Source organism: Sporosarcina beigongshangi (genome assembly GCF_033485195.1).
In the GTDB taxonomy this organism is placed as follows: Bacteria; Bacillota; Bacilli; order Bacillales_A; family Planococcaceae; genus Sporosarcina; species Sporosarcina beigongshangi.
On record NZ_JAWLIR010000021.1, the window covers coordinates 69,866 to 86,670 of the forward strand.

A 16,805-nucleotide genomic window follows, 5' to 3' on the forward strand; every position below is an offset into this window, starting at 1 on the left:
TGATTGCAGGGGATGATTTTGCATGTTACACTGTGATGAGCATTGGATACATTTACACGGGACTCTTCAATTGGTGAAGAGTACTTTTTTTTGAATAAAACGGTTTGTTCACCTAAAGCGGATAATTGTCCGTTGATCGAACCGCTCGGCAAAGACCGGGCTTTCCTTTTCAACCATAACCTCTACTATAGAGAATGCAAAATATCGGAAACGTTCCCTTTAATGGCTCGAATTTGCCGCGCCTTCATTTGCAAATGTAACCAATTGTCAAATGAGAAAACAAAGGAGATTGAGAAGTTTGACGAATTTTTCAGAATTAAACATCAGTGAATCAACACAACGTGCTCTAAGTAAAATGGGGTTCGAAGAAGCAACACCAATCCAAGAAGGTACTGTCCGTTTTGGTATGGAAGGTCTTGACGTTATTGGTCAGGCACAAACAGGTACAGGGAAAACAGCGGCGTTTGGTATTCCAATCATTGAAAAAATCGACACAAGAAACCCAGCGGTACAAGCACTTGTTATCGCACCAACACGTGAGTTGGCTATTCAAGTTTCTGAAGAGATTTACAAAATTGGTGCTGACAAACGTGCACGCATCCTTTCTGTTTACGGTGGGCAAGAAATCGGGCGTCAAATCCGTGCGCTACGCAACAATCCACAAATCATCGTTGGAACGCCTGGACGTATCCTCGACCATATTAAACGTAAAACGTTGAAATTGGATGGCGTACAAACGCTAGTACTTGACGAAGCAGATGAAATGTTGAACATGGGCTTCATCGAAGACATCAACACAATTCTTGCAAGTGTTCCGGCTGAACGCCAAACACTTCTGTTCTCGGCTACAATGCCTGGACCAATCCGTAAAATTGCGGAAACGTTCATGAAGAACCCAGAAATCGTTAAAATCAAGTCAAAAGAAATGACTGTTGAAAACATCGAGCAGTTCTTCGTGAAATCACAGGAGCGCGAGAAGTTTGATATCCTGTCACGTCTATTGAATGTTCACCAACCAGAGCTTGCGATTGTTTTCGGTCGTACGAAGCGTCGTGTTGATGAGCTTTCACATGCACTAAGCATTCGCGGTTACATCGCTGAAGGTATTCACGGCGACTTGACACAAGCAAAACGTATGTCAGTTCTTCGTCAGTTCAAAGAAGGTAAAGTAGATATTCTTGTTGCGACTGACGTTGCGGCACGTGGCCTTGATATTTCAGGGGTTACACATGTTTACAACTTCGATATTCCACAGGATCCTGAAAGCTATGTTCACCGTATCGGTCGTACAGGTCGCGCAGGAAAAAGTGGAGTGGCGATTACATTTGTTACACCACGTGAAATGGGTTACCTACGTATCGTTGAAGAAACAACTAAAAAGCGCATGACTCCTTTAACGCCACCATCCTCTGACGAAGCACTTGTTGGTCAGCAACGTCTAGCGGTTGAGCAGTTAGCGGAAATCGTTGAGAAAAATGAATTGAGTGACTACACGCATTTAGCATCTGAATTACTTACTAAATTCGATGCGAATGATCTTGTTGCAGCGGCACTTCGTTCATTAACACGCGAACCGAATGATACACCGGTATCGATTTCGGAAGAGCGTCCATTACCAGCACGTGGAGGTTCACGTAGCGGTGGTGGTGGCTACAAAGGTAACCGCAGCGGCGGTCGTTCATCAGGTAACGGCGGTGGTCGTGGTTATGGTGGCGGAGCATCTCGTCGTAGTGGCGGCGGAAGTCGTGACGGAGCAAGAAGAGATAGCGGTCGTTCACGCAGCACAAGAACAGAACGTTAATCATTCCTTTATCAATTGCGCCTAGGCGTAATTGTGTCCAGATTTTTTCGAGCTCGCAAGTGTTTGTCGAATAAAGGTTAAAAGTCGGGGAGCGTGTATACGCCCCCGACTTTTTTGTATATGGTTTGATTGTTTCAGGAAAAATGAAACATTTTCACTTGCGAATCGTATAGAATGTATAGAAAGAGGTGTTCATATGAGGGCGCAGCCAAGCAATCGGATATCGGAAAAAGGTTTAAGAGTGTGGAGACTTTATGGCATTATGCAAACGGCATTGCTATTGCTTGTTGCGATAGGTGCCGGAGTTTTGGCCTATCTATTTGAAGGACCGTGGTGGATTTACGCAATTGCGGTAGCCGTCGTTGTGTTATTTTCTTATTTATTCATTTATCTGTTCCCGAAAGTGAGATGGATGCGATGGCGTTATGAGGTGCGTGAATCCGAAATTGAATTACAGCACGGGCTTTTTATCGTCAAAAGGACGTTAATTCCAATGGTGCGGGTTCAGCATGTCGATACTGCCCAAGGCCCAATTCTTCGGAAATATAATTTAGCTGAAATTACGATTTCCACAGCGGCAACGAACCATAGTATTCCTGCACTCGTGACGGAAGAAGCGGATGAACTACGTGGAAGAATTTCAGTGCTCGCAAGGGTGGCGGAAGACGATGTCTAATAATCGCTATAAATTGCATTGGATCACGGCAATTATTGAAGTGTTGAAAACGTTAAAGGAAATGATTCTTCCGCTAATTGTTTTACTCTTTGCAAATGGATTGAAGGATTTAGGAACGGGACGATGGTACATAGATTATGCTTCATTTCTTATTTTTGGCGTCCTGCTCATCGTGTTTTTGGCTACAGGAATTATCAAGTGGAAGCGATTTGAATATTGGTTCGAGGAAGATGAGCTACGTATTGAGTATGGATTGTTCGTCAAGAAGAAGCGGTATATCCCCTTTGATCGAATTCAAAGTCTTGACTATACAGAGGGAATTTTACATCGACCCTTTAAGCTAATCAAAGTAAAGGTGGAAACTGCGGGTAGTTCTTCAGCCAAAAAATCGGAGGCGGAACTAACGGCGATTACGAAAGCGGCCGCTGAAAGAATTGAACTAGAAATCGCAGAGGCGAAAATTAGAAGAAAAGCTATTGTTGTTGATGAAGGTGAAGGGCTAGAGAAGTTATTTGTTGACGAAGAGGCGCATGTGAAGTCTATTTTTACTTTGTCGGCGAAGGATCTCTTTATTTTAGCGACGACTTCGGGAGGTATCGGTGTCATACTTTCGGGTGCAGCCATCTTTTTATCGCAGTTTTCCGATATGATTCCATATCAATGGATGTATGAAGAAGTTTCGGTTTTTATTAAATATGGGCTTGTGATTGTTGCGTTGGTCGTCTTTTTAGGCTTCGTCGTCGTATGGGGATTGTCCGTTGCGATGACGTTCTTCCAATATTATGGTTTTTCCGTGGCACTAGATGAGCAGGATATCGTCATCACGCGAGGATTATTGGAAAAGAAAAGAATGACAGTGCCGTTGAATAGAGTTCAAAGTGTGCGGATAATTGAGAATCCAGTTAGACAGTTGTTCGGCTATGCGGCAGTCGTTATTGACAGTGCTGGTGGTGGAGGAGCAGAAGGTGCGAAAATTAACCTATTCCCTTTGGTTAAAAAAGCTGCTATACATCATTCGTTATGCCAGATATTTCCTAACTTGGTGCTAGAGGATCCAACGCATAAACTACCTAATCGGGGGAGACGTTTTTACTATCGCATTGACTTCGTATGGATGATTCCTGTCATCGGTGCTTTAACTTATTTTTTCTTCCCATATGGACTATTTTCCTTATTGATCATTCCAGTTATCATTCTCTTTGGACTTTGGCAACACCGCTCTGCGGCATATGAAATTACAGGCAATCAGCTGACGATGCGTTTTAGAGGATTTAGCTTACAAACTGCATTTTTAATGAGGAAAAGGATTCAATCGTTGGAAATGAAACAAAATTATTTTCATAAGCGTAAACAGGTAGCTACATTAGCTGCGAGCGTTAAATCAGGAATGGGTATTTTTCGCGCGCATGTCTTTCATATGGAGGAATTGGAGGCGGAGAGAATTCTTTCTTGGTATGAAAGAAGCTGGGAAAACAAAGGACAGCAGGAGTAGTTCCTGCTGTCCTTCCCAATTCATTATCTTTTTTTCCAACTAACAATGCGTTTGGGGTGAAAATAACTCAGTCCAATCAAAAATCCGACGATAAGCCCGATAATATGAGCAATCCAGTTAATATTTGGTTGGATAAATGTCATGACGACACCGATTACGATAATTGGTAAAATGATTTGTCTAAGTTGTGGAAGGATATGCTTCGTGTAATAAACAAGTGCCCCGAATGCGCCGAAAATCCCGTAAATCGCTCCGCTAGCCCCGACGCTTGCATAGTCAAGGGGTTGCAGGAAGTAGGTTGCGATATTGCCGAAAATACCAGCCAGTAAGTAAACAGTTAGGAAGCGGGCCTTGCCAGCTATTTTTTCAAGCTCTGGTCCAAAAACAAATAGAGAAAACATATTGAATAACAGATGTGAAAATCCAGCATGTAAGAACATAGGTGTAAATAAGCGCCACCATTCTCCTTCAGCTATTAAAAAATTGATGCCCATACCGCTGAAATAGATTCGATCCCCTATACCTGGGATATATCCAATCAAAGCAACGAGGATGTTCAAAGAAAGTAATGCTGTAACGATTGGATACAGACGGATATATTGCGAGAAATTTTCTGTACGACTAAACATTTTTTCACCTCAATCTATAAGCATATTATACATTTATTCACTTGATTCAGCAAAATCCACCACTTCTATGGATTGTTTAATTAAGTAACAAATTAGAAAGGAGGAATGGCTTTGATAGCAGGAATTGGTTTAGATATCGTTGAATTAGACCGTATTGCTAAATTAGATGCACATTCAGAGAAGTTTCGTTTGCGAATTTTAACGTCAGAAGAACTACAAATTTATGATACACTTACCAACCATCGTCGGATAGAGTTTCTAGCGGGGCGTTTTGCTGGCAAGGAAGCTTATGCGAAAGCGAATGGTACGGGCATTGGTGAGGCCTGTAACTTTACAGATATTGAAATTTTACCCGAGGCAAGTGGGAAGCCGATCCTTTATTTCAAAAAAAATAAGGTCTCTGGATTTGTTTCAATTACGCACACGAAAACAGTAGCAGCAGCACAAGTAATCTTACTCGCATAAATGTCCATCCTCTCTCATAAGATGACCTACCCGATTGAAATGAGAAAGGATGAACTGTATGCGTAGCCGGATAGTTGCTCTGTTGTTAGTTATAGTTATGGTACTCCTTGCGGCATGTGGGGCGCCATCGAAAGAGGATGTTACGAAAAAGCTTAGTGGCAAGTGGAATGATACGAAAGGGTATGAACTAAAGGCGACGATGGAGATTAAGACTGGGGAAGAACCACGTATCTATGATGTTGTTGTTTGGTATACAAAGCCAGCCTTCTATCGTGTGAATGTTAGTCAAGCAGGTAGCGAGGATTCACAAATGATTGTGCGCAATGAAGAAGGTGTATTTGTTGTCACGCCATCACTCGGTAAAACATACAAATTCCAAAGTGATTGGCCTGCACAAAATAGTCAGGCGTATTTGATCGGTGCATTGTCTGATGATATTAAAGCGGATAAAAATGCGACGATGACTGAAAAAGACAAGACGTATATCTTTGAAACAGCGACTCGTAATAATCATAAAAAAGTTTTGCCGACGCAGCGAATTCATATCGACAAAAAAACATTGCTGCCAACCTATGTATCCGTGTTAGATGAGAATAAAGAAGAAAAAATACGCATCACTTTCAAGCAGATTACACTTGGAAAAGAACGAAAAGCTGAAGACTATGCGGTAGAAATAGATGGTTCGAATATTGAAAAAGAACAAAGCCCGGAAGATGGTAAGAAAACAGGCTTCCAAACTTATTACCCAACAGTCAATTGGGAAGGAATCACGTTGGATGAAGAGCAAATGGAAACAGCAAATGGCACAAGATCCTTCATGACAATTAGCGGAAGTAAAGAATTCATCATTGTTCAAGAGCCGGCTACAGTACCTGACCAAAAAATAGCTGTCTCAATCGAGGGGGATCCTGTAGATCTTGGATTTACGGTTGCAGCTTTAACTGACAACTCCATTCGTTGGGAAAGTAATGGTATCTCGTTTTTCATCGCATCTGAAATGCTAACGCAAGATGAGTTGATTGAAGTAGCTTCGTCGATGCAAGCGGAGGGCATGAAATAATTTTATCTGGATTCAGCTGAAAATTTCTGCTGAATACTAGAACGCTGGCTAAGGTCACCAGGTCTTGAAACAGTGCCTTAATTTCTGCACAGAACACAGAAATACGGCAAATCGAACCCTTCGCTGTTCGATTGGCAACGCCTGCATGACCTGCATCAAAGCCTCCGGTATTGACGAAGAAAGGGTCGGGGATTGATAATAGAGAGTAACAACATATAAATGAGGGGGCATCATGAAAAACTCTGTTCATTATCGTCCAACGCAAGTAGCTATAAATCTGGAAGCCATCAAGGCGAATATCGGGAACTTAAGACAATATATTGGAAGTTTGACTTCTGTAATTGCGGTTGTGAAAGCGAATGGCTACGGACATGGAGATGTGGAAGTAGCCATTGCTGCTTTTGAAGCAGGTGTTCAGATGGTTTCGGTTGCGACACCGGATGAAGCCGTGCGGCTCCGAATGGCGGGCATCAGTGGAGATATCCTTGTTATGGGTCCGTCCCCCACTAGCTTTGCTGCAAAGGCAGCTGAACTCGATATCATTATTGCCGTTTCTAGTGCTGAGTGGTTGCAGATGGCACTGGACTACGAAGAAAAAATTAGCAAACCATTAAAAATTCATGTAAAAATTGATAGCGGTATGGGTAGAATTGGGTTACGGGATGCAGCATCCCTTCAGGCGATTTTGTCGATTGTCGAGCATACCGAAGACGTGCAATTAGATGGCATTTTTACTCATTTCTCCTGTGCAGATGAGGGGAATCAAGGAACAACGGAAAAACAGTTTGCGATGTTTAAGGGGCTGGTACAAACATTACGAGAAAAACCGCGAATTGTTCATGCGTCGAATAGCGCGGCAGCCCTCCTATATCGCGATTATGGATTGGATGCGGTTCGTTTCGGGATTGGTCTTTATGGTATTGCATCCTCAGATTATGTGGCAAAAAAATTACCATTCACCCTTGAAAGAGCATTGCAAATCGAAAGTGAGCTCGTCCATGTCAAATATGTAGAGGCTGGTACCCCGATTAGTTATGGTGGCACATACGAAACGACTGAGGGGGAGTGGATTGGCACCATTCCGATTGGCTATGCGGATGGTTTAAGACGTGGTTTGCGGGGACAGGATGTTCTCGTTGGGGGAGAGCGAGCAGCGCTTGTCGGTACAATTTGTATGGATCAATGCATGGTGAAGTTAGCACGCGAAATGCCGATTGGTGAAAAAGTTACTTTGATTGGTCGTCAAGGGCAGGAAGAAATTACGATGGAAGAGTGGGCGGAACGACTCGGCACCATTCCATATGAAATTGCTGTTTCGATTGCGGAACGTATTCCGAGAATATATATTGGGAAAGATGGACAGCCTATCTAATATCCGTACTTTCGACAAAAAAACAACTAGTCTTGCAGAATCCTGTCAATAAACTTCCTTCTATGTCTTCTCATTGTCGTTATTCAATGGTAAGATGAACTTGTACTGAAATGAGGGAACGGCTTTGTCGGAGGTGCTGACGTTGCGTGCAAATAAAAACATGAAAGAAATCATTGTTAAGATTCCAAAACGGATGCTGAATGAAAATGAACATACGGTCGTTCATCTGGAGCCCGGGCGTGAGGATTTCGTTTATATTTCGACAAAACGATACGTAACCGACTATGAATCGGCTACGATTAGAGAAGAAATGATGAAGGGTTACGTCGAAATGTCACAAATCAACCTGAAAATCGCCACAGAATGCTTGCATGTGGAGTTTGAAGCCCAGCATACGGTGGAACGTCTCGTAAGCGGAGGATGAAAAGTTGGCAATAAAACGTGGAGACGTCTTTTTTGCAGATCTGTCGCCTGTCGTTGGTTCCGAGCAGGGGGGTACAAGACCGGTTCTAGTTATTCAAAATGACATAGGCAACCGGTTTAGTCCGACAGTCATTATTGCGGCAATTACCGCGCAAATACAAAAAGCGAAATTGCCTACGCATGTTGAAATTGATGCGGCGCGCTATGGATTCGAGCGGGATTCAGTTATCCTGCTCGAACAAGTCCGCACAATCGACAAGTCAAGGCTTACTGATAAGATTACGCAACTAGATGATTTTTTGATGGAACAGGTCGATGAAGCACTTGAAGTGAGCTTCGGTCTCGTCAAATTCTGAGCATACATATAAGAAAAACACCGCAGGATTTATATCTGCGGTGTTTTTTGATGTCGAAGCATGAAAAATGGACTATTTTCAATTATGTGACAAAAAGAGGTGTGCTACTTCATTTTTTTCGTTACAATGAGGATATGTAGTATTTCACTTAAAGAAATTTAGCAAGGGGGCTTATCGGTATTATTATGAACAAATATATGGTGGAAAGTATAAATCAGTATCTGGATAACATTATTGAACGGTGGCAAGTAAGTATGGAAGAAGTGGAAGATGAGCGCTTTTTTCAGTTTATGCCTTTTCAGCTTATCGAAAAAACAAGTAGAGAATTCGCAGAACTCATGACGTCAAATATTACAGATGACGATGTCATTGACGAAACGAAGCTAAATGATTTCGCTGAAAAAGTAGTACGTTTCGGTTGGTCCATTAAATTTGTGAACAAGGCGATTGATAATTTTTCGCGAATTACTTTTAATTTACTAGAAGAAAAAGAGATCATTAAAAACAGTAATTTGCGTCCTGTCATGGATGTGTTTACAAATTGGATTACACCCCTACGTGGAAGCATTATCCAAGCCTACTCTACGGAATGGGAACGAACGGTTAGCTTACAAAGAATCGCTTTGCAGGAGTTATCTGCATCACTAATTCCTGTTTTCGATAAAATTTCAGTTATGCCATTAGTCGGAACGATTGATTCGGAACGTGCCAAGCTCATTATGGAAAACCTATTGGAAGGGGTAGTAAGGCAAAGGGCGGAAGTTGTTCTCCTCGATATTACAGGTGTACCAGTTGTCGATACAATGGTTGCCCATCATATTATTCAAGCAGCGGATGCGGTCAGACTCGTCGGGGCAAAATGCATGCTTGTCGGAATTCGGCCGGAAATTGCCCAGACGATTGTGACTTTAGGTATCAATTTAAATGATTTCACTACTACGAGTACATTGAGACGCGGGATGCAGGAGGCCTTGAGGTTGACGAACCGTACCATGATGGAGGTAGATTGCTCATGAATATGCGAATTCCAATTTTAAAATTAAACGACGTTTTAATCGTTTCTGTCCAATGGGAACTCGATGACCAGACGGCTATTCAGTTTCAAGAGGATCTATTGAAAAAGATGCATGAAACGACGGCGAGAGGTGTGGTGATCGATTTGACGCCGATTGACTTCATTGATTCATTCATCGCTAAAGTGTTAGGAGATGTCATTAGCATGTCGGGATTGATGGGAGCCAAAGTTGTTATTACAGGAATTCAGCCAGCCGTCGCTATTACACTCATTGAACTTGGAATTCGCTTGGAGGATGTATTGACTGCGCTCGATCTTGAAAACGGATTGGACAAACTACGCCAAGAATTGGAGGCCTGATTATGGGGGACCGGTCTTCTGTAGAGATAAATAGGGAGTGGGATATTGTTGCGGCTCGACAGCTTGGTCGGAATGAGGCTAAAAAGTCCGGCTTTAGTACTGTTGATCAGGCACGCATTACAACTGCTATTAGCGAGTTAGCACGTAATATTTATTTATATGCTGGAAAAGGTAAAATTGAAATTGAAAGTCTTTCTGTAGATGGCTTATCAGGCATTACAATCATCGCTTCTGACGAGGGACCCGGAATTTCGGATATACGTATAGTAATGGAGGATGGGTTTACAACTTCAGGAGGGCTTGGTGCAGGAATGCCGGGTGTAAGAAGGCTTATGGACGAATTTAAATTAGAGACAGAAGTTGGGGTGGGAACGGTAATTACCGCAACAAAATGGCTTAGGTGAGGGGATGATGATGGGTGCCTCAGGATATTGTGAAGCAATATAAAGAAATTATGCAGCAATATATTGATAGGCCAAATGAAGAAGCTCTTTATTTGGGGCAGAAATTTAGTAGGAAATTCATTGGGCAAGACATATCACCTGAAGAGGTCATTAGTATTCATAAAATTGCTCTTACTGAAATGTATCCGGATATACAGGATGAGCTGGTGAATTCATTTGATTTTTTAATTGAAATGATGATTCACTATGGACTTGCTCTTAAGGAGCATCAAAGCTTAATCCGTAGGCAGGCAGAAATCCAGATGGAAATCAATGTAGCTGTGAAGGTGCAAGATACATTATTGAAGACAAAAATACCGGAAGTTCGAGAATTGGATATCGGCTTTGTAACAGAGCCGGCCAAAAAGATGAGTGGAGATTATATTTATTTTCTGCATGATAATTATTATGAGACAAGTGTAGCAGTTGCTGATGTGATGGGAAAGGGAATTCCGGCGGCGCTTTGTATGACAATGATAAAGTTCGGGATTGACAGTTTGCGTAACGAGGATACAAGTCCGGGAAATGTACTCGAAATCGTTAATCGAATCGTGGAAAAGAGCGTAGATGACTCTATGTTTATTTCCATGTTTTATGGGAAGTACGATGCAAGAGATGCAAGTTTTACTTACGGTTCGGCTGGGCATGAGCCAGCCCTTATGTATAAGGCGTCTACTGGTACGTTTACAGAACTTGGTGCAAAGGGGCTTTTGCTTGGCGTTCATGCGGATGTACTATATGAAGAAAAGTCAGTTGTGTTAGAGGAAGGCGATTTCATCGCTATGATGACGGATGGTGTGACAGAAGTACGTACGGATACTGGTTTTATAGATAGTGAAGTGATTAAGTCGCTGTTGCTAGAAGTAAAGGGAGAGTCTGCTCAAGTTATTGCGGATACAATGTACAACAAGCTTGCGGCAGCACAGGATTTTCGTTTGAGAGATGATTTTACGATTGTGATTTATAAAAAAAGGGAATAATAGAGTTTTGTTTATTAAAAAGAGGGTATGCATCAGTTTAGTGTGCATTTTTTCAAAAATAGAAAACTCGGGGTGAGAATTATGGATTTGCAGGTGGAGCTATTAGAAGAAAACAGTGTTCAACGTTTTAAAATTGTTGGTGAAATTGATGCGTTTACAGCCACGAAGTTAAGAGAGTGCCTCGCACCGGCTGAAAAAGTGGCAGATATGCAAGCGGAATTAGATCTGTCCGAGGTGGAGTATGTGGACAGTACCGGTCTCGGCGTATTTGTTGGGTTTTATAAAGCTGTGAAAGCTAACGGAGGGCATGTCAAAATCATTGGTGTTAATTCGCGCCTTAAAAGGCTATTTGAAATTACAGGTTTAAATGAAGTTATGGATATAGCAATTGAGGAAAGTAGGGACGAAGATGCAGGCGTATGACTATATTGAAATCAGGGTTCCCGCGAAAGCCCAGTATGTAGGTGTCGCTCGTCTAACAATATCGGGACTCGCAAGCCGATTAGGTTTTACGTATGACGAAATTGAAGATTTAAAGATAGCTTCGAGTGAAGCGATTACAAATGCGGTTCAGCATGCGTATAAGGCTGATGAGGAAGGAGAAGTCGTTGTCGGCTGCGCACTTTTCGAAGATAGGTTAGAAATCATGGTTGCGGATCATGGGAAAAGTTTTAATTTTGAGGAGACGAAAAAATCATTAGGGCCCTATAACGAACAGGTGGAAGTTCAATTTCTTCGGGAAGGCGGCCTCGGTTTGTACCTGATGGAAACACTTATGGATGATGTGAAAGTACATCATAAGGAGGGTGTGACGGTCTTTATGACTAAATATCTCGGCGGAGAGCGGGGGGATGATGATGTCGGAAGAACAGTCTCCTCGTGATTCTGGAACGAAGGAACAGGTACTGCTTTGGATAAAGCAATACCAGGAAACCGAAAATGAAGAAGCGCAAACAAATCTCGTTCTACATTATGAGCGTTTGGTACAATCGATTGCTAGAAAATATTCCAATGGCAAACCTTATCATGAGGATATAGCGCAAGTAGGTATGCTGGGACTTTTAGGAGCGATTCGTCGTTACGATCCGGCATTTGGTAGAAGTTTTGAAGCATTCGCAGTTCCAACAATCATTGGAGAAATCAAACGGTTTCTTAGGGACAAAACGTGGGCAGTCCATGTTCCGAGACGTATTAAGGAGCTTGGCCCAAGAATTAAAGCAGCTGTTGAAGCGTTAACGACAGAATTACAACGCTCTCCGCTCGTCAGTGAAATTGCTGAATACCTAGATGTGGACGAAGAACTGATCCTTGAAGCGATGGAAATGGGAAGAAGTTATCAGGCACTTTCTATGGATCGGGGGCTGGAGTCAGATTCTGATGGAGCGCTGGTGACTTTGTTTGATATCATTGGAGATACTGATGCAGGCTTTGAAAGGATAGATCAACGTATGTTAGTTGCGAATGCGTTAAATGTACTTTCAGAACGCGAAAAACAGATTATCCAATATACATATATCGAACAATTAAGCCAAAAAGAAGCAGGAGAGCGACTTGGTATTTCCCAAATGCATGTCTCGAGATTACAACGAAAAGCTATCAAGAAGTTACAGGAAGCAATTCTGGCGGCTGGTGGTGTTTCATAGTGGAATCTATGCTAACTGAACACGTTGAAGTCTATGTTTATCAGGCTGCGAAACGGGGAAATTGGGAATCTGGAGATACGTACTTCATGCAAGCCGAGAAGGATTATTTCATCTGCGCCATTGCGGATGGCTTAGGGAGTGGACCGATTGCTCGTCAATCAGCACAAATCATTCCAAAAGTATTGAGCGAATTTCATTCTGAAACGATTGACGAATTGCTAAGTCGTTGTAATGAATATATGGTACAAAAACGTGGAGCCGCTGTTGCGATTTTGAAGATAGACCATACCCAGAAAACGATACAATACAGTTGTGTGGGGAATGTTCGATTATATATTTTGCACAACAGAACAAAGATGATTTATCCTTTGCCTGTAATGGGCTATCTGTCGGGGAGACCTCAAAAGTTAAATACGCAGCAATACGACTACCAGGCGGGAGATTTGTTTTTTCTACATTCAGATGGGGTCACGTTAAATAGCCCAAAATTTTTATTAAAGGAGAGCTCAGGGGCATATGAATTGTCTCGGAATGTATTACAAACCGTCGATGACGGAGACGATGCAACCTTTATAGCGGGAAGTCTACTTCTATAAATGGGAAGTAGGCTTTTTGTTTGAATTCAGCAAAAAAACCTGCAGAATACAGATAAAAGCCTACGGCGGATGTCACGGATTTTTAAGGGAAGCTTTAGAGGAAGGCAACTTAAGTTCGTCGCGTCCTGCGACAATAGTTGCATGACCCACATCCTATGGGCCTAGCGTGTTCGAAAAAAATCCGGACGCAATTACAGCAAGGCGTAATTGATGTTAAAATGAAAGGCAGTGAAGAAAGGGTGGTTGTATTGATAGGACATATTATTAAAGCGACAGCGGACAAGGCGGCTGTCAGTATCCGTCAAACCGAAAAAGTAATTGAGCTACTTGATCAAGGAAACACGGTTCCGTTCATAGCTAGGTATCGAAAAGAGGAAACGGGCTCACTTGATGAGGTTCAGATAAAGGCAATTGAGGATGCTTATAGTTATGTCAAAGGTCTTGAACAGCGAAAAGAAGAAGTGATTCGGCTGATTGATGAGCAAGGTAAACTTGACGACGATTTGAGAAAATCGATTGAAGGAGCTACAGTGCTACAGCGCATTGAAGATTTGTACCGTCCGTTTAAACAGAAAAGGCGGACGAGAGCAATGATTGCAATTGAAGCTGGACTTGAACCACTCGCTAATCAGTTGTTGGAATATTCGACGGCCATGCCGGAAGAAATGGCCAAGCCTTTTATGAATGAAGAAGCGGGCATAACTACAGTTGAAGAGGCACTCTCGGGTGCACGTGATATTATTGCCGAGCGGTTTGCGGATGATGCCGCCATTCGGGAGAATATCCGGAAGCTGACATGGAATAATGGTTTGATTGTATCTGCGGTAAGAAAAGGTGCGGAAGATGAGCGCAACGTATTCGGTAACTATTATGAGTACGAAGAGCCGCTAAAAAAAATAGTGCCACACCGTGTGCTTGCGTTGAATCGCGGTGAAAAAGAAGAAGTGCTTAGAATTAGTGTATCCTTCCCGACAGTACAAATTATCGGGGGACTTGAACGTGAATTGATCCGCAAAGCCCATGTGCCGGTAGCCGCGCAAGTGAAGGAAGCGATTGAAGATGCATTTAAGCGATTGATAGCGCCTTCTATTGAACGGGAAATTAGAACGGCTTTGACTGAGAAGGCTGAAGAACAGGCAATCCATGTATTTTCGGAAAACTTAAAGAGCCTGCTCCTGCAGCCGCCATTGAAAGGGAAAGTGGTGTTAGGCGTGGACCCAGCCTTCCGTTCAGGCTGTAAGCTAGCAGTTGTCGATGAAACCGGAAAGCTGCTGGAGATATCTGTTGTGTATCCGCATCCGCCGAAGCCGGAAAAGGAAAAGTCGAAGCGTATCATTTTGGAGCTACTTAAAAAATATCCGGTTTCTATTATAGCGATTGGAAATGGAACTGCTTCGCGTGAGACAGAGTTGTTTATTGTGGAATGTATAAAAGAAGCAACAGCAGGCGTTTCTTATGTAATTGTCAATGAAGCGGGGGCAAGTGTCTACTCAGCTTCGGCTAAAGCGCGGGAAGAGTTCCCGGATTTACAAGTTGAACAGCGAAGTGCGGTATCGATTGCCAGGCGTTTGCAGGATCCGCTATCTGAGCTAGTGAAAATTGACCCGGGTTCTGTTGGAGTAGGGCAATATCAGCATGATGTAGCTAAAAAACGCTTATCGGAATCATTAACGTTCGTTGTTGAAACAGCGGTGAACCGAGTGGGAGTCGACGTGAACACTGCCTCCTCATCATTGCTGCAATATGTTGCGGGGTTATCGAAGGTTGTGGCAGAAAACATCGTGAAATCTCGCGAAGAAAACGGTTTGTTTACGAAGCGGAACCAATTGAAGAAAGTGCCGCGACTTGGTGCGAAGACTTATGAACAAGCGATCGGCTTTCTTCGTGTACCTGGGGCGGCAGATCCTTTTGATTCAACCGGCATTCACCCAGAAAGCTATGCGTTAGCGGAGCGAGTACTAGAAGAGGTTGGATTAGGGAAAAAAGTACTCGGCAAGAAAGAAACGGCGGAAGCATTGGCAGACCTTGACATTAAATCGCTTGCCGCGAAGTTAGATGTTGGAGAAGTAACGCTGAAGGATATTATCGACACCCTTCAAAGACCGAATCGAGATCCACGTGATGATTTTCCACAACCGCTATTAAAAGCGGATGTACTAGATATGAAAGATCTTTACCAAGGTCTTGAAATGCAAGGGACTGTCCGGAATGTGGTCGATTTCGGTGCATTCATTGATATAGGGGTAAAGGAAGATGGGCTAGTTCATATTTCGAAATTGAGAAAAGGTTATGTGAAACACCCATTAGATGTAGTGTCGTCGGGTGATATCGTTACGGTATGGGTAGAGGGAGTAGATAAAGCGAAGGGTAGAATTTCATTAACGATGTTACCGCCGGTAAAAAGCTAACGAGTTGTAGTACTTGAGTTCAGGAGGGGAATGGTCATGATGGATACAGACTTACAGAAGCTGATAGAAGTTATTTCTATTGACGTATTTGGAAAGCCGTTCCTCCATGTATCTCGCTTTAATAGTAGGTTACGTACAACAGGTGGACGTTATATGTTAGCAGATCACTCGATTGAGATTAACCCATTGGTATTTCAGAAGTATGGAATGGAAGAATTAGTCGGGGTTATCAAACATGAACTATGTCATTACCATCTTCATATAGAAGGAAAGGGCTATCGCCACCGAGATGTTGACTTTAAGGAGCTGCTCAGGAAAACGGGATCTCCAAGGTTTTGTAAAGTACTTTCTGAAAGAAATCAAAAGCGGCTAGCGCTACATCTTTATAAATGTGTAGCATGTGAGTTGGAGTACAAGCGGAGAAGAAGGATGGACGTGCGGAAGTATAGATGCGGGAAATGTGCAGGGGTTATAATGGAGATGTAATCTAGAGGCAAGATCGCTGGGTCGCAATTGATCGGCGGTTTTGCCTTTCTTTTGAAAGTAATTGAAAAGAAATTATGGAAAAGTGTTGACGTGGGGAATTGAACTGTCTATAATAGAAAAAGTCGGTTAGGAAATACCACTTCAAAAACAAGATGTGATGTTCCAGACATGCGATATCAATACTTTATGAGGCCCCTTGGTCAAGCGGTTAAGACACCGCCCTTTCACGGCGGTAACACGGGTTCGAATCCCGTAGGGGTCACCAATCGGTGGGGTATAGCCAAGCGGTAAGGCAACGGACTTTGACTCCGTCATTCGTTGGTTCGAATCCAGCTACCCCAGTTCAACCTTGAAGTTGTTTCTTCATATATAATAGAGAGCCATTAGCTCAGTTGGTAGAGCATCTGACTTTTAATCAGAGGGTCGCAGGTTCGAATCCTGCATGGCTCACCATTTTAAAAAATGTTGACAAATGAAGCATGTAATGTATAATAAAGTTTGTCGCCAAATACACGCGGTAGTGGCGGAATGGCAGACGCGCTAGGTTGAGGGCCTAGTGGGGGTTAACCCCGTGGAGGTTCAAGTCCTCTTTACCGCACC

At 42.8% G+C, this 16,805-nt stretch carries 19 protein-coding genes and 4 tRNA genes; 22 read left to right on the forward strand and 1 reads right to left on the reverse strand.

The features are described from left to right. Positions 1–298: 298 nt before the first annotated feature. The 3 genes from R2B77_RS11215 (at position 299) to R2B77_RS11225 (ending at position 3,969) form a co-directional block, all read left to right on the forward strand. Entirely contained in the window at positions 299–1,801 is a 1,503-nt protein-coding gene (locus tag R2B77_RS11215; RefSeq protein WP_322555692.1) for a DEAD/DEAH box helicase, read from the forward strand. Positions 1,802–1,997: 196 nt separating this feature from the next. Next, positions 1,998–2,477: a PH domain-containing protein gene (locus tag R2B77_RS11220; RefSeq protein WP_203248127.1), complete on the forward strand. Its 480-nt coding sequence runs from the start codon at positions 1,998–2,000 to the stop codon at positions 2,475–2,477. Next, complete coding sequence (locus R2B77_RS11225; protein WP_203248126.1) at positions 2,470–3,969, forward strand: PH domain-containing protein; 1,500 nt, start codon at positions 2,470–2,472, stop codon at positions 3,967–3,969. The genes R2B77_RS11220 and R2B77_RS11225 overlap by 8 nt, the downstream gene beginning before the upstream one ends. Positions 3,970–3,992: 23 nt before the next feature. On the opposite strand, the gene R2B77_RS11230 is transcribed toward R2B77_RS11225, so the two are convergent. Continuing rightward, positions 3,993–4,598, reverse strand: coding sequence for a rhomboid family intramembrane serine protease (locus tag R2B77_RS11230; protein WP_203248125.1), 606 nt, complete (start codon positions 4,596–4,598; stop codon positions 3,993–3,995). Between the two features lie 111 nt (positions 4,599–4,709). Here R2B77_RS11230 and acpS point away from each other — a divergent pair, with 111 nt between their 5' ends. From acpS to R2B77_RS11325, 19 genes are all read left to right on the forward strand, one after another. Continuing rightward, positions 4,710–5,063, forward strand: coding sequence for a holo-ACP synthase (gene acpS, locus R2B77_RS11235; RefSeq protein WP_203248124.1), 354 nt, complete (start codon positions 4,710–4,712; stop codon positions 5,061–5,063). Between the two features lie 58 nt (positions 5,064–5,121). Further along, positions 5,122–6,123, forward strand: a complete 1,002-nt coding sequence (locus R2B77_RS11240) for a LolA family protein (RefSeq protein ID WP_203248123.1) — start codon at positions 5,122–5,124, stop codon at positions 6,121–6,123. Between the two features lie 232 nt (positions 6,124–6,355). After that, a complete protein-coding gene (gene alr, locus R2B77_RS11245; protein ID WP_203248122.1) occupies positions 6,356–7,495 on the forward strand; it encodes an alanine racemase in 1,140 nt (379 codons plus the stop codon). Positions 7,496–7,628: 133 nt separating this feature from the next. Next, positions 7,629–7,919, forward strand: coding sequence for a transcriptional regulator (locus R2B77_RS11250; protein ID WP_322555695.1), 291 nt, complete (start codon positions 7,629–7,631; stop codon positions 7,917–7,919). Between the two features lie 4 nt (positions 7,920–7,923). Continuing rightward, the gene (locus R2B77_RS11255; protein ID WP_203248120.1) at positions 7,924–8,274 is read left to right on the forward strand and encodes a type II toxin-antitoxin system PemK/MazF family toxin; all 351 of its coding nucleotides are present in this window, start codon (positions 7,924–7,926) and stop codon (positions 8,272–8,274) included. A 185-nt stretch (positions 8,275–8,459) separates the two neighbouring features. After that, the gene (locus R2B77_RS11260; RefSeq protein ID WP_203248119.1) at positions 8,460–9,290 is read left to right on the forward strand and encodes an RsbT co-antagonist protein RsbRA; all 831 of its coding nucleotides are present in this window, start codon (positions 8,460–8,462) and stop codon (positions 9,288–9,290) included. Then, the gene (locus R2B77_RS11265; protein WP_212391645.1) at positions 9,287–9,649 is read left to right on the forward strand and encodes an STAS domain-containing protein; all 363 of its coding nucleotides are present in this window, start codon (positions 9,287–9,289) and stop codon (positions 9,647–9,649) included. Before R2B77_RS11260 ends, R2B77_RS11265 begins: the two co-directional genes overlap by 4 nt. Positions 9,650–9,651: 2 nt before the next feature. Beyond that, complete coding sequence (locus R2B77_RS11270) at positions 9,652–10,053, forward strand: anti-sigma regulatory factor (protein ID WP_203248118.1); 402 nt, start codon at positions 9,652–9,654, stop codon at positions 10,051–10,053. Positions 10,054–10,067: 14 nt separating this feature from the next. Continuing rightward, the gene (locus R2B77_RS11275) at positions 10,068–11,072 is read left to right on the forward strand and encodes a PP2C family protein-serine/threonine phosphatase (RefSeq protein ID WP_203248117.1); all 1,005 of its coding nucleotides are present in this window, start codon (positions 10,068–10,070) and stop codon (positions 11,070–11,072) included. A gap of 81 nt (positions 11,073–11,153) precedes the next feature. Next, positions 11,154–11,495, forward strand: a complete 342-nt coding sequence (locus R2B77_RS11280) for an STAS domain-containing protein (protein ID WP_203248116.1) — start codon at positions 11,154–11,156, stop codon at positions 11,493–11,495. Continuing rightward, on the forward strand, positions 11,482–11,955 hold the full coding sequence (gene rsbW, locus R2B77_RS11285; RefSeq protein ID WP_203248115.1) for an anti-sigma B factor RsbW: 474 nt from the start codon (positions 11,482–11,484) through the stop codon (positions 11,953–11,955). The genes R2B77_RS11280 and rsbW overlap by 14 nt, the downstream gene beginning before the upstream one ends. Further along, positions 11,930–12,715: an RNA polymerase sigma factor SigB gene (sigB, locus tag R2B77_RS11290; protein ID WP_203248114.1), complete on the forward strand. Its 786-nt coding sequence runs from the start codon at positions 11,930–11,932 to the stop codon at positions 12,713–12,715. Before rsbW ends, sigB begins: the two co-directional genes overlap by 26 nt. Before the next feature lie 8 nt (positions 12,716–12,723). Further along, positions 12,724–13,311: a PP2C family serine/threonine-protein phosphatase gene (locus R2B77_RS11295; RefSeq protein WP_212391660.1), complete on the forward strand. Its 588-nt coding sequence runs from the start codon at positions 12,724–12,726 to the stop codon at positions 13,309–13,311. Positions 13,312–13,529: 218 nt separating this feature from the next. Then, positions 13,530–15,719, forward strand: a complete 2,190-nt coding sequence (locus R2B77_RS11300; protein WP_203248112.1) for a Tex family protein — start codon at positions 13,530–13,532, stop codon at positions 15,717–15,719. 36 nt (positions 15,720–15,755) lie between these two features. Continuing rightward, positions 15,756–16,205, forward strand: coding sequence for a SprT family protein (locus R2B77_RS11305; RefSeq protein ID WP_203248111.1), 450 nt, complete (start codon positions 15,756–15,758; stop codon positions 16,203–16,205). Positions 16,206–16,395: 190 nt separating this feature from the next. Beyond that, positions 16,396–16,470: transfer RNA gene (locus R2B77_RS11310), tRNA-Glu, on the forward strand. Positions 16,471–16,475: 5 nt separating this feature from the next. Further along, a tRNA-Gln gene (locus tag R2B77_RS11315) sits at positions 16,476–16,547 on the forward strand. Positions 16,548–16,582: 35 nt separating this feature from the next. Beyond that, positions 16,583–16,658 (forward strand) — tRNA-Lys (locus R2B77_RS11320). Between the two features lie 61 nt (positions 16,659–16,719). Beyond that, positions 16,720–16,803: transfer RNA gene (locus tag R2B77_RS11325), tRNA-Leu, on the forward strand. Positions 16,804–16,805: the final 2 nt, after the last annotated feature.